The organism is Reyranella sp., assembly GCF_965228225.1.
GTDB lineage: Bacteria > Pseudomonadota > Alphaproteobacteria > Reyranellales > Reyranellaceae > Reyranella.
Genome location: NZ_OZ245801.1, coordinates 4,661,607 through 4,674,510, shown reverse-complemented (window position 1 = coordinate 4,674,510; position 12,904 = coordinate 4,661,607). Strand labels below are relative to the sequence as shown.

Below are 12,904 nucleotides of genomic sequence, written 5' to 3'. Positions count from 1 at the left end.
GGCGCTGGTGCTGCAGCCCGGGTCGTGCATCCGACGGCTCGGCGGAACACGGGCGCGGGAGATGCAGTTCACGCGTCTGCTGCGTAACCGGTCGGTGACGGTGGAGGAGATGTCACAGCACGCCGGCACTCTGACGGGAGGTCGGGCGGCGGGCCGGGATGTTGTGGCCATCCAGGATACCAGCGAACTGGCGCTGGGCGGTCGCCGTGCGGCGGCCGCCGGCTACGGGATCGTCGGCAAGGGCGGCGCAGCGCGGGGATTGCTGCTTCACCCGGTGCTGGCGGTGGAAGCCGGCAGCGGGGCCTTGCTGGGCGTGGTGTCGATGCAGGTGTGGAACCGGGCTGAAGGGGTGCGGGCGCCGCGTCGCCAGCGCGAGACGAAGGCCAAGGAATCGCAGCGCTGGATCGACGGGGCTCGTCAGGCCGGTGCGGCGCTGTCGCAGGCGCGCAGCATCACGGCGGTGTCGGACCGCGAGAGCGACTTCTACGAGCTGTTCGCGCGCCGTCCCGCGAACGTCGAGCTGATCGTGCGGGCCTGCCAGAACCGGCGCATCGAGACATCGGCCCAAGAGGCTGAAGGCTTGCTCTTCGACTTCATCGACGGACAACCCGAGCAGGGCCGCTTCGCCGCGACCATTCCGGCAGCGCCCGGTCGGCCCGAGCGTGACACCGAGCTTGCCCTGCGCTTCGCGCCGGTGACCTTGCGCCGGCCCCTGCATGGGGCCGATCCGACCTTGCCCGAGACGCTCGACCTGACCCTGGTCGACGTGCGCGAGACCTCGGCGCCAGCGGCCGGCCAGCCGATCCACTGGCGATTGCTGACGACGCATCCTGTCGCGACCGGCCCTCAGGCGCGAAGGATCGTCGATCTGTATCGCCAGCGCTGGACGATCGAGGAGTTCTTCCGCACGCTCAAGACCGCAGGCTTCGACATCGAGGCGGCCGATATCGGCGAGCCGCAGGCCATGATCAACCTGACGGCCGCCGCCGCCATCGCCGCCGTCACCATCAAGCAACTCGTGCAGGCCCGCGACGGCACGACCGATCAACGCCTTGGCGATGCCTTCGAGCCACAGGATCAGCCTATCCTCGAAGCCGTATCGGCCAGGCTCGAAGGCAAGACCCAGCGACAGCGCAATCCCCACCCCAAAGCCAGCCTCGCCTTCGCAGCCTGGGTCATCGCCAGGCTCGGAGGATGGACCGGCTACTACGGCAAGCCAGGGCCGAAGGTCATGCGCATCGGCCTCGATCAGTTCCGCGCCATCAAATATGGCGCCTCCCTCGGACTATGAGATGTGTGAATCCGATAGATTCAAATGGGGAGGTGCCCCGCAGGGGCGGAGGGGTCAAACGGTTACTTGTTCTCCCAGCGCGCCGCGGCGGCGTCGTCGCCTTCGTGGGCGCCGACCCATTGCTCGCCCTTCGGTGTGTCTTCCAGCTTCCAGAAGGGCGCTTTGGTCTTCAGCCAGTCGACCAGGAATTCGCAAGCCTCGAAGGCCGCCTCGCGATGCGGCGAGCCGACGGCCACCAGCACGATCCGTTCACCCGGTTCCATGCGGCCGTAGCGATGCACGATCAGGGTCGCCTCGAGCGGCCAGCGCCGGTTGGCCTCGGCTTCGATCTGCTGCAGCGCCGTCTCGGTCATGCCGGGATAGTGTTCGAGCGTCAGCGCATCGATCCTGTCGCGGTGATAGCCCTCGCGGACATGCATCTCGCGCACCAGGCCGACGAAGACCGCGAGTCCGCCGATGCGCTTGTTGCCGTCGGTGAGGCGGGCCAGCTCGGCGCCGACGTCGAAGTCGGCTTCCTGGACACGGACGCTCATCGCATCACCCGCCGGTGAAGGGCGGGAAGAAGGCGACTTCGCGCGCGCCGGCGAGCTTCACGTCGAACGTCGCGGTGCGCTGGTCGACGGCGGCGCCGAACGCGGCGCCCTCGGCCAAGGCCTCGGCATGGCCCGGGCTGCGGCCACGCAGCCAGACGACGAGATCGCCCACCGTGTCGGTGCCGTCCGGCGGCGTCACCTCTTCCTCGGGAACGCCGACGGTCCGCTTCATCCAGGCGAAATAGCGGATCTTCACTTCTGGCCGCCCGACGCGGGAGTGTCTTCCGCCATGTGGCGCAGGCCGGTGCGCAGATAGTCGTAGCCGGTGATGAGCGTGAGCGCCGCGGCGATCCAGATGAGCACGATGCCGGCCTGCGTGACCCAGTGCGCGGCTGAATCGCCGACCAGCAATGCGGCGATGGCCACCATCTGCACGGCCGTCTTCCATTTGGCGAGCGCGCTGACCGGGAGGCCGACGCGCAGTTCTGCGAGGAATTCGCGCAGGCCGGAGACCAGGATCTCGCGCGCCAGGATGATGAGGGCGGCCAGTACGTTCAGGCCGGAGAGCGTGCCGTTGTCGACCAGCATGACCAGGGCGGCGGCGACCAGCAGCTTGTCGGCGATCGGATCGAGGAAGCGGCCGAAGCGCGAAATCTGGTGATAGCGCCGCGCGAAATATCCGTCGAACCAGTCGGTCACCGCCGCGGCCACGAACAGCGCCATCGACAACCACTGGGCCCAACCGCGGTCGAGCCAGAAGCAGGCGACGACCAGCGGGATCGCGACGATGCGCGACAGGGTGAGCATGTTGGGAAGATTGAACAGCATCGCCCCGACCTTACCGGCCGCCCCGGAAGTGGTCATGGATTTTCTGGGCGAGTGCACTCGAGATTCCGGGCACGGACTTAATATCCTCGAGGGTCGCCCCCGAGACCGCACGGGCGCTGCCGAAATGGTTGAGCAGCGCGCGCTTGCGACCGGCGCCGATGCCCGGCACCTCGTCGAGCGCCGAACGTGTCAGGTCTGCCGCACGGCGCGTGCGGTGAGTCCCGATCGCGAAGCGATGTGCCTCGTCCCGCAGACGCTGCAGGAAGTAGAGGACGGGATCGCGCGGCTCGAGCGAGAAAGGCGGCTTGCCCATCATGAAGAAGCGCTCGCGGCCCGCATCGCGGTCGGGCCCTTTGGCGATGCCCACCAGCGCGATGTCCTCGAGACCGAGTTCGCTCATCACCCCGCGGACCGCTTCGAGCTGGCCCTGGCCGCCGTCGATCAGCAGCAGGTCCGGCCAATGCTCGTCGTCGCGCTCGGGATTCTCCTTGAGCGCGCGGCCGAAGCGGCGGCTCATGACCTCGCGCATCATGGCGAAGTCGTCGCCCGCGGCGCCTTCGGTCTTGATGTTGAACTTGCGGTAGGCGTTCTTGTTGAAGCCCTCGGGTCCCGCGACGACCATCGCGCCGATCGCCGCCGTCCCCTGAATGTGACTGTTGTCATAAATCTCGATGCGTTCGGGCGGCGCGTCGAGGCCGAACACGCGCGCCACGCCCTCGAGCAAGGTGCGCTGCGTGCCGCGCTCGGCCATGCGACGGCCCAGCGCCTCGCGGGCATTGTTCACCGCCTGGTCGAGCGCATCCTTCTGGTCGCCGCGCTTGGGCTGTCGGATCTCGACCTTGTGGCCGGCCGACAGAGCGAGCGCGCTCTCCATCAGCTCGCGCTCGGGCACGTCGTGGCTGGTCAGGATCAGCTTGGGCGCCTGCCTGGCCTCGTAGAACTGGCCCATGAACGCTTCGAGCACCTGACCCTCGTCGAGCTCCTTGCCGTGGCTCGGGAAGTAGGCGCGGTTGCCGAGATTCTGGCCGGCGCGCAGGAAGAAGACCTGGACGCACACCTGCCCGCCTTCGGCATGCGCGGCGAAGATGTCGGCCTCGTCGATCGACGGCAGGCTGATCGACTGGTGCGAGGTGATCTGGGCCAGGGCGCGGATGCGATCGCGCAGGATGGCGGCGCTCTCGAACTCGAGATTGGCCGAGGCCTGCTCCATGCGCTGCGACAGGGTCTGCTGAATCTCGCGGTTGCGGCCCCCGAGGAAGCCGCGAACGTCTTCGACGATGGCCTCGTATTGCGGCTTGTCTATGCGACCGACACAGGGCGCCGTGCAGCGCTTGATCTGGTACTGCAGGCAGGGCCGCGTGCGCGTCGAGAAGACGCCGTCCGAACAGGAGCGCAGCGGGAAGGCGCGCTGCAGCGCATAGAGCGTACGGTTGACCGCGGTGGCGGAGGCAAACGGTCCGAAATACTCGTTGCCCGGTTCGCGCGTGCCGCGATGCTTGGCGATCTGCGGCCATTCGGTGTCGCGGCGGATGACGATGTAGGGAAACGACTTGTCGTCACGCAGCAGGACGTTGAAGCGCGGCCGGAAGCGCTTGATCAGGTTGTTTTCGAGCAGCAGCGCTTCGGCTTCGCTGTCGGTGACCGAGAACTCCATGGTCCGCGTCGCCGACACCATGCGGATCAGGCGCGCGGCGAGCCGGGTCGGCTGCGTGTAGGAGCCCACCCGGCTGCGCAGCGAGCGCGCCTTGCCGACGTACAGGACCTCCCCGTCGGCCGCGATCATGCGGTAGACGCCGGGCTTGCGCGGCAGGGTCCGCACGAACTCGGCGATGATCCGCATGCCATCGGCAAGGGAGCCTTCGCTGGGGGGCAGATCGATGTCGGCTTCTTCGGTCACGGGGGCGGAGAATGGTGTTGCCGGGGCCTCCGTACAAGGCAAACGGGCCATGTGGGGAAGTCTGTGAAGAAACCCAAGGACCTTCGGACGTTACCCAAGCGTCACCGTATTGACTCAATGTGAGAGGGGTGACAGTCGCCCGTCACCCCTCTGGTAGTGTGTTGATCTGGCTAGAAATTCTTCGTTCTAACCCCACCGTAGAAAACGCTGGCCATCCATTTCGTTCCCGATTCGATCCAATTGGTCGGCCCGCTTCGATCTGTGGATAAATTCGGTGGCTTTACAGCACCGACAGCATGCGGCCGACCAGGGGATGACGGACCACGTCGCCCTGCGTCAGGCGGACCACGGCGACGTCCTCGAGCCCGTCCAGCTTCGTGGCGATCGCGGCCAGTCCGGACAGCTCCGGCAGCAGATCCGTCTGGTCGGGATCGCCGGTCATCACCATCGTGGAGTGCCAGCCCAGCCGCGTCAGCAGCATCTTCAGCTGGCCGTAGGTGCAGTTCTGGGCCTCGTCGATCAGGACGAAGGCGTTATTGAGCGTCCGCCCCCGCATGAAGGCGACCGGCGCGATCTCGATCGTGCCGTCGTCGAGATTCTGGGCGAGACGCTTGGCGCCCAGCCGGTCGTTGAGGGCGTCCCATAGGGGGCGCAGATAGGGGTCGAGCTTCTCGCGCATGTCGCCGGGCAGGAATCCGAGATTCTCTCCCGCTTCGACGGCCGGCCGCGACAGCACGATTCGCGAGACGGTGCCGCTTTCGAGGGCTTCGACGGCGGCGGCGATCGCCAGATAGGTCTTGCCCGTGCCGGCGGGGCCCAGCGCCACGGTGAGCGGCTTGGAGTCGATCGCCTCCATCAGGTGGCGTTGGTTGTCGCTGCGTGGCCGGACTTTCTTGATATAGCTCTGATCTCGATCGTTGGCCGGAGTTTGGTCGAAGACGACGTTGTGAATACGGGCACCTTCGATGGCGTGCAGCTTGGCTCGGCGTGCGGCGCGTTTGGCCATATTCTTACTCCGGTGTCAGGGTCAAAGGAGCGTGATCGATCGCCCAGAACAAAAAACGCCCCCGGCGAGCGGAGGCGTTGGCGATCGGTGGTCTGGCTGCAAGGTGAGGCCGTCGGGCACGCGGTGGAAGTTCCACCGGTGAACCATTTTCCGTCGGGGGACATGTCCTCGAACGGATAAAAACCCTCCTTCAGCTACCTCTGGAACCGTAACGGCAATCCGGCCCCTCTTCCACCATATTTATGGTGCGACACGGAAAATTCACCCAAGGGAAAGTGTGGCGTCTTCAGCGGTCGTGAGCCAGCCGGCCTGCCACGTAGGTCGCCTGGACGGCCCGGTCGTCGCCCAGGATCATCTGGATGAAGAGCTGCTCGGCGAAGTCGCGGGCCTCGTCCATGCGGAAGGCGATCAGCGGTGTCGAGCGCATGTCGAGCACGACCAGGTCGGCTTCCATGCCGGGCGCGATGCTGCCGACCTTGTCGTCGAGATGCAGGGCGGCCGCCGAGCCGCGGGTCGCGAGATAGTAGGCATGGGCGGCCGAGAGGGGATGGCGGTTGAGCTGGGCCGCCTTGTAGGCCTCGTTGAGCGTCTGCAGGATCGAGAAGGAGGTGCCGGCGCCGATATCGGTGCCGAGGCCGACGCGGACCGGCCGGTCGGCGTGCTTGGCGCGCGCGATGTCGAAGACGCCGCTGCCCAGGAAGAAGTTCGAGGTCGGGCAGTGGGAGATCGCGGCGTCCGCCGCGTGCAGGCGCTTCAGCTCGTCGTCGCCCAGCCAGATGCCATGACCGAACACCGCGCCCCGGCCGCACAGACCGTGATGATCGTAGACGTCGAGGTAGTTGGCGCGGTCGGGAAACAGTTCAGCGATCCAGGCGACTTCGGCCTGTGTCTCCGCGATGTGCGTCTGCATCAGGCAGTCGGGATGGTCGCGCCACAGCGCGCCGGCGGCCGCGAGTTGTTCGGGGGAACTCGTGCCGGCGAAGCGCGGCGTGATGGCATAGAGCAGGCGTCCGCGGCCGTGCCACTTGCGGATCAGCGCCAGCGAATCGTCGTAGCCGGTCTGGGCGTCGTCGCGCAGCGCCTCCGGCGCGTTACGGTCCATCAACACCTTGCCGGCGGCGAGCCGCAGGCCGAGCGCTTCGGCCTCCTCGAACAGGATGTCGGCCGAATGGGCGTGTACGGAACAGTAGACGCAGCTCGTCGTGATGCCGTTGCGCAGGTTCTCCCGCAGGAAGGCGCGGGCCACCCGCCGCGTATGGGCGCGGTCGGCGAACTTCAGCTCTGCCGGGAAGGTGTAGCGGTCGAGCCAGTCGAGAAGCTGGGCGCCGTGGCTCGCGATCATCGTCGTCTGGGGGAAATGCACGTGGGTGTCGATGAAGCCCGCGGAGATCAGCGCATCCTTGCCGAAATCCCGGATCTCCGTGCCGGCGGGCAGCAACGGGGCGATGCGCGCGGCGGCGCCGAAATGGGTGATGCGCCCGTCCTGCATCGCCACGATCGCGTCGGGCTCGTGCACGAGGGTCCGCTCGAGTCCGTCGCGGAACGGATCGCCGGTGAAGGTGAGGGCGGGGCCGCGCAGGGCGGTGGGGCGGGCAGCGGAAGGCATCCAGGCAACGTTCGCACCGAACGGCAAAGCGGGGAAGGGCTGTGCTACAGGGGACGTCTGCAAGGGGAGATCCGGCGATGAGTGAGATCGTGTGGCGCGGCATGACGCGGGCTGAACTCGACAAGGCCTACGACAATACCAATGCGGTGGCCGATTCCGGCTCGCGCCGCGACGGCTGGATCGCGCGCAGCGAACGCTTCCGGGCCTTGCATGCCGAGGGGCTCGACCTGGCCTACGGCCCGCGGCCCCGCAACAAGCTCGACCTGTACCGCTGCGGCCGCGCCAAGGCGCCGCTGTTCGCCTTCATCCACGGCGGCTACTGGCAGCGCAACAGCAAGGAAATCTTCGCCTGCATGGCCGAGGGCCCGCTCGCGAACGGCATGGACGTCGCCTTCTTGGGCTACACGCTGGCCCCCGAGGCCACGCTCTCGGCGATCGTCGAGGAAATCGCCGAAGCGGTGCGCTGGCTGCGCCGCGAAGGTCCGCGGCAGGGCGTGGCGCAGGACCGGCTGGTCGTGTCGGGCTGGTCGGCGGGCGGTCATCTGACGGCCACGACGCTGGCGATGGACGAGGTCGATGCCGGGCTCGCCATCAGCGGCATCTACGACGTCGAACCCTGCCGGCTGAACTACCTCAACGAAAAGCTGAACTTGACGGCGGACGAGGCGACCCGAACGAGTCCGCTCCTGCATCTTCCGCAGAAGAGTGCTCCGGTCGTGCTGGCCTACGGCACCGCCGAGCTGCCGGAACTCCAGCGCCAGTCCGTCGCCTATCATGAAGCGCGCCGCGCGGCCGGCCTGTCCAGCGAGCTGCTGCCGCTCGCCGGCCTCAATCATTTCTCCATCATGGACCAGCTCGAGGCCCGCGAGGGGGCGCTCGCAAGGGCCGCCCGGCATCTCGCATTTCCGTCGGGTTCCTGACGAAAGAGCGGCGATTTCCCGGCGTCTTCTTCACCTGAGCGTGGCTTCTAGAGCGTTACCGGACGAGATAGAATCGAGCCGACCATCTCAACACTGACCTCACCCTGAGGAGCGAACGCAGTGAGCGTCTCGAAGGGTGGGCACGCGCACCCCATCGTTTGCCCATCCTTCGAGACGCCGTGCTGTGCACGGCTCCTCAGGATGAGGTGGTGGGTGAATGTAAAACGGAAAGACTCTAGGAGCCGTCGCCCCATTCCCTTTGCCAACGCGCGAATGGTATTTTTGCCGTTCCGGGAGGTGAGGTATGGGCGTCGATCGAGAGGCAGCCGTCGCTGCCCCGAAAGGCGAGCGGACGTTCCGTTCGAAAACGACAGGTTGGGTGACTCGCGTTGCGCTCGTGACGGCATCGCTGCTGATGTCGCTGGCGCTCCTCGAGGTCGGATGCCGGCTCTTGCGGTGGGGCCCCGAGGGGCTCGTGAACTGGCCCAACCTGGCCCACCAGCGCATGGGGACGGGCCCCGGCGGCGAACGGTGCCAGTACCCCTATAGTGCGGCGATCGGCTGGACGTCCCCGGCCAACTGTACGTCGAACACCTACAATTCCGACGCCGACGGCTTTCGTCGCGCCTCCGCCCAGGCATCGCTCGCCGAGCCTGCCATCCTCGTGACCGGTTCTTCCTTCGCCAAAGGCGACGAGGTCAAGGATGACGAGGCCTGGCCGGCCTATCTCCAGGACATGATCGGGCGGAAGGTGGTGAACGCCGGCGTGAGCGGCTACGCGTTCGACCAGATGGTGCTGGCCACGGAGCAACTCGTTCCGAAGGTGAAGCCGCTGTTCGTCGTCGCGAGCTTTACGCCCGGCGACATCGAGCGCACCGAACTGAAGGTCGCCTGGAGCCGCGAGAAGCCTTATTTCGCCTTGAAGAACGGAAAGCTCGATCTCCGCAACGTGCCCGTCCCGGGAAGGCCGGGTGCCCCGGTCCGCTTGCCGGCGGTGGCGGAATGGCTGGGGCGGTCGGCATTGGCCGATCTCGCGGTGCAGCGTCTCGGCATCCAGCAGGGCTGGTACTTCGCCGAGGTCCAGGCCGTACCCCGCGGCACCGGCGAGATGATTGCCTGCCGGCTGATGCCGAGGCTCGCGGCGCTGGGTGTGCCCGTCGTCGTCATGGCGCAATACAGTCGAGGCTACTGGAAAGACAATGGCCCGCAGGGGACGGCGCACCATCGTAGCGTCCTCGACGTGCTGGGCTGCGCCGCTGCAGCGGGACTCATTCCGTTCGACCTTTCCGATACGCTCAAGGCCGCAGTCGACTCCCGCGGGGCCGATGCGCTCTATCGCTCCGATCACCATTCGGGCGAGGGCAATCGCGTGGTTGCCGACCTCGTGATGCGGGAACTCGTCAATCGGCGGCTGCTCACGAATACAGCCGACCGCTGAGGTGTGGGAGCATGCGCAACGGTCGGCCGGTGGGCGGGTTAACCGGGTTCTTACTTCCAGAAAAGGAGGACCCGTACCATGGATCACAACAAGCATGTCCGTCTCGCCGGCAACGAATTGACGCCGGAAATACTCGCAGATGCCACGATCTACGGTCCTGGCGACGAGAAGATCGGTACGGTCGCCCATCTCCACGGCACCGGCCCGGCAGCCCAGATCGTGATCGATGTCGGCGGTTTTCTCGGCATCGGCGCCAAGCCGGTGGGCGTGCCGGTCGGCGACCTCGACTTCATGCGTGACGAGGACGGTGTCGTGCATGCGGTAACGAGCTGGACGAAGGAACATCTGAAGGCGATGCCGGAGCATCGTGATCGCTGAGGCCGGGCTCCGTGCGTAGGCTCGTGCGTGGACTAACGCCCGCTCGGCAGACCCTGATGCAAGGGAACTGAATCCTTCCGTAAATCCGCCATAATTCCGGGTGGAAAAAGAATTGCGCGTTTCCCGCGTTCGGTTGGCCGAGTACTCGCGACTTGGCCAACATCCTGTAATATTCAGATATCTGACAATCAGCGGCCGGTGTAAATGTTTGAACGGATGCTGCGAGCTTTCATGCCGCGTGCACATCGCCCTGTCCGGCTTCTCCCCGTGGTGGCCTGCGTTCCCGGCGCTGATGTCTGGTTTCTGCGCTTTGCCTTCGCGTTCCTTTCGCATCTCCGGCAAGGCGGCCATGTCATCGACCGGCTGAGCGGACAACTTGTTGGCAACCCTGCCGGTCCCTCGTTCAACTTCGACCATATGAGCGGAGGACCGCTTCTCTGGGCGCCGGATCTCCTGCCGTCTCGCCATCTGTTTATCGGACATACGGTTTGTCCGGGATTCAACAGAATTTCTTCCGGGTTCGACTGGTGGGCGGGCACGCCATTTTTTGCGCCCGGCTACGACTATCTCCATGACGGAATGAATTACGGTCATGTGCCCGTCGACCTGGCGCCCCACGCGTCTGTCGCGGTGTCCGTGGGTGATGTGGACGCTGCCGCCTGGACCGACTCCCGCCAACGCATGGTCTTGGTCTACGGCGATCCCATCGAGAAAGCCGCGACCAGTTTCAGCCTGAGGCAGAGCCCCGTTCGCGCTCCCAATGGTCGTCTGGGCGAACGGCAAATCGTGGATTGGGCGTTCCACGAATACCTTTTCAAGCACGCATTGCCTTCCTCCGCCAAAATGATGGTGTCCTATCAGGCAATGGCGCAGGCTGTGCCGGGCTCGGTTCAAATCGTGTCGGAGGACGCGCTGCGAGCGGAACCCGGCCGCGTCCTCTCGTCCGTCCTGGCGCACCTGAAGCTCGAGCGCTGGCAATCGGGGCTGATCGAAGCCGTCGTCGACATGTCTCGGCGTGAGCACATCGCGGCAATCGAGAAGGAGGTCGGGCGAAGCCTGACGGGTTCCCGACGCAGCCGCCAGGCGACGATGTCGTCCGCGCCGGAGACGGTGGTCAGGGCCGCCCGGGATCCCAACCTGCGGCGCAAGGCGTTGGCCTTGCTCGCATCGTTGGGCGTGGACACGGCGTACTTCCAATCGGCGCCACTATCGGTACCGCTGCAAGCGGCTGCTGGAAGCAGGCGTAGCGCATAGTCGATCCGGTGTGCCGCTGCCTGGGGAGTTCGGTCACGGTCGCTCGCCGGTTGACGGGTTGCTGCCGCCATCCTGGCATGGCATTCGCGGGTGGCGGCGTAAATTGTTCGCCCAAGTCGGGAGGGATGGCGTGAAGCAGAACATCGTGGTCGCGACGCATCACAAGACCGGCACGGTCTGGATGTCCACGGTGTTCAAGGCGATCGCTCGCAGGCTGGGCGCAGACTACGTCGACTTCTGGTCGCACTATGGGCGGCTCGATCGCGTTCTGAAGACGCCTTTCATTCTTTTGAATCACAGCTCGATATTTGCGCGGCATGCCAGCCAGCTCCGCCGGGAAGACGTCAGAATACTTCATCTGATTCGCGACCCGCGCGACGTCCTCATTTCGGCCATGCACTACCACAAGAAGGCCGAGGAGCCGTGGCTTCACGAGACGATACCCGGCAACAGCCAGGCGTCGTATCAACAACGGCTCAATTCGCTCGCCACGGTCCACGAGCAGTATCTGTTCGAGTTGGAGGGCGCGACGGGCAGCACCATAGAGGCCATGCTGGACTGGCAATATGACAGGCCGAACTGCCTGGAGCTCCGGTACGAAGATCTGTGGGCCGACCGCTCGCTCTCGGTCTGGCGGCAGGCTGCCTCCTTCCTGGGATTCGAAGGTTCCGAACTGGACGTGTGTGACAAGTGCTTCTGGGAGCACAGCCTGTTCGGCCAGGCTTCCAGAAGCAATCGACGTCACGCACGTTCTGGCGAGGCCGCGCAGTGGAAGAGCGAGTTCACTCCGGAACTGGCACAGGCTTTCCTGCACCGCTTTCCCGACGCGCTGCAGATGCTCCGCTATGAGGAAGACGACGGCTGGATCGAGAGCCTGACCGCATCGCCGAAGCTCCAGGCACGAGCTTCTACGGCGCCCTGATCCGGGAGACGGCAGGCGTCCGGTAGGTGTCAGGTCGTCCACCGCTTTCGGCAACTCGTCGGCCAAGCCCTTCAGAAGATCCTCTCGTGAGAGAGCGGTCTTCTCCATCGAGAAGGTAATCTGGTCCTCCGAGAGAACGGTCTCAGGTCCTGGGGGCGACCTGCCTGTTGGGGTTTGTTCCGACCCAGGACTTGGCCGCGTCGCCCTTCCCGGCTCCCTGGAACTGCTCGCGGTCCGGTTGTGTCGTCGCTACAAGATGGACGGGGCATACGCCCTTGTCCCGCACATCGCCCCAGAGGTTGATCAATGTGGTGGATGCTTGTCGCAGCTCAGCTGCTGTCCCCTGTTCCTTGGTTGATCTGCCTGGCAGTTATTGGCGCGCTTTGGAGACTGGCACACCCGGTCGGCGTGGTGATGATGTCCACGGCCATATCGTCCGTGATCTACGAAGGAATCCATACTGGATTTCGTTTTGTCTACGACAGCGACGACTGGTTCCTCGCCAAGGGATTGGCGAACCTTCTAACTTTCGTGGTCATCGCATCAGTCGGCACGACCTACATTTGGGCAGTCCTTCGCGAACGGCGGCTCGCGGGGCGGGCCGCAGTCAATCGCAGGGCAGGCGGCGCTTCGAAGCAGTGATGGCCAGATACAAGGTCCGCGGCGATGCTCTTCCGTCAGATCTTCGTTGCGTCGCAGAAGGCCCGTGAGACGAGGCGCCCCGGCTCGGTCAGGCGAGGCAGGGTATGGCAACAGCCGTCACCCCGCACGGCGCATCGTGGTGGGACCCGTCCATTTGGAAGACGTCACTTCCGTGTCCCGGAAAAAACG

Annotated in this window: 13 protein-coding genes and 1 pseudogene; 7 read left to right on the top strand and 7 right to left on the bottom strand. The window is 65.6% G+C overall.

From position 1 onward, the window contains the following. Positions 1 to 61 precede the first annotated feature (61 nt). The gene (locus tag ACO07K_RS22710; protein ID WP_422029138.1) at positions 62 to 1,291 is read left to right on the top strand and encodes an IS4 family transposase; all 1,230 of its coding nucleotides are present in this window, start codon (positions 62 to 64) and stop codon (positions 1,289 to 1,291) included. 62 nt (positions 1,292 to 1,353) lie between these two features. Here ACO07K_RS22710 and ACO07K_RS22705 read toward each other — a convergent pair whose 3' ends face one another. The 6 genes from ACO07K_RS22705 to guaD form a co-directional block, all read right to left on the bottom strand. Further along, a complete protein-coding gene (locus ACO07K_RS22705) occupies positions 1,354 to 1,824 on the bottom strand; it encodes a molybdenum cofactor biosynthesis protein MoaE (protein WP_422031892.1) in 471 nt (156 codons plus the stop codon). Positions 1,825 to 1,828: 4 nt separating this feature from the next. Beyond that, on the bottom strand, positions 1,829 to 2,080 hold the full coding sequence (locus ACO07K_RS22700; protein WP_422031890.1) for a MoaD/ThiS family protein: 252 nt from the start codon (positions 2,078 to 2,080) through the stop codon (positions 1,829 to 1,831). Beyond that, the gene (gene pgsA, locus ACO07K_RS22695) at positions 2,077 to 2,688 is read right to left on the bottom strand and encodes a CDP-diacylglycerol--glycerol-3-phosphate 3-phosphatidyltransferase (protein WP_422031888.1); all 612 of its coding nucleotides are present in this window, start codon (positions 2,686 to 2,688) and stop codon (positions 2,077 to 2,079) included. The genes ACO07K_RS22700 and pgsA overlap by 4 nt, the downstream gene beginning before the upstream one ends. Continuing rightward, positions 2,663 to 4,549, bottom strand: a complete 1,887-nt coding sequence (gene uvrC / locus ACO07K_RS22690) for an excinuclease ABC subunit UvrC (protein WP_422031886.1) — start codon at positions 4,547 to 4,549, stop codon at positions 2,663 to 2,665. The genes pgsA and uvrC overlap by 26 nt, the downstream gene beginning before the upstream one ends. Positions 4,550 to 4,829: 280 nt before the next feature. Beyond that, a complete protein-coding gene (locus ACO07K_RS22685) occupies positions 4,830 to 5,555 on the bottom strand; it encodes a PhoH family protein (RefSeq protein ID WP_422031884.1) in 726 nt (241 codons plus the stop codon). A 286-nt stretch (positions 5,556 to 5,841) separates the two neighbouring features. Beyond that, positions 5,842 to 7,161, bottom strand: coding sequence for a guanine deaminase (gene guaD, locus ACO07K_RS22680; RefSeq protein WP_422031882.1), 1,320 nt, complete (start codon positions 7,159 to 7,161; stop codon positions 5,842 to 5,844). Between the two features lie 77 nt (positions 7,162 to 7,238). Here guaD and ACO07K_RS22675 point away from each other — a divergent pair, with 77 nt between their 5' ends. The 5 genes from ACO07K_RS22675 to ACO07K_RS22655 all read left to right on the top strand — a co-directional run bounded on the left by ACO07K_RS22675 (position 7,239) and on the right by ACO07K_RS22655 (position 12,073). Then, positions 7,239 to 8,081: an alpha/beta hydrolase gene (locus ACO07K_RS22675; protein WP_422031880.1), complete on the top strand. Its 843-nt coding sequence runs from the start codon at positions 7,239 to 7,241 to the stop codon at positions 8,079 to 8,081. A gap of 379 nt (positions 8,082 to 8,460) precedes the next feature. Further along, a complete protein-coding gene (locus ACO07K_RS22670) occupies positions 8,461 to 9,519 on the top strand; it encodes a hypothetical protein (protein ID WP_422031878.1) in 1,059 nt (352 codons plus the stop codon). A gap of 78 nt (positions 9,520 to 9,597) precedes the next feature. Then, positions 9,598 to 9,897 carry a PRC-barrel domain containing protein gene (locus ACO07K_RS22665; protein WP_422031876.1) on the top strand — a complete coding sequence of 100 codons (300 nt, stop codon included), beginning with the start codon at positions 9,598 to 9,600 and terminating at the stop codon, positions 9,895 to 9,897. A gap of 204 nt (positions 9,898 to 10,101) precedes the next feature. Further along, positions 10,102 to 11,151 carry a hypothetical protein gene (locus tag ACO07K_RS22660; RefSeq protein WP_422031874.1) on the top strand — a complete coding sequence of 350 codons (1,050 nt, stop codon included), beginning with the start codon at positions 10,102 to 10,104 and terminating at the stop codon, positions 11,149 to 11,151. A gap of 130 nt (positions 11,152 to 11,281) precedes the next feature. Further along, positions 11,282 to 12,073, top strand: coding sequence for a sulfotransferase domain-containing protein (locus ACO07K_RS22655; protein ID WP_422031872.1), 792 nt, complete (start codon positions 11,282 to 11,284; stop codon positions 12,071 to 12,073). A gap of 18 nt (positions 12,074 to 12,091) precedes the next feature. Here the strand turns inward: ACO07K_RS22655 and ACO07K_RS22650 are convergent. Further along, a pseudogene (locus tag ACO07K_RS22650) lies at positions 12,092 to 12,205 on the bottom strand (YidB family protein); the annotation flags it as partial. A gap of 174 nt (positions 12,206 to 12,379) precedes the next feature. Between ACO07K_RS22650 and ACO07K_RS22645 the strand changes: the two are divergent. Then, complete coding sequence (locus ACO07K_RS22645; RefSeq protein ID WP_422031870.1) at positions 12,380 to 12,715, top strand: hypothetical protein; 336 nt, start codon at positions 12,380 to 12,382, stop codon at positions 12,713 to 12,715. Positions 12,716 to 12,904 lie beyond the last annotated feature (189 nt).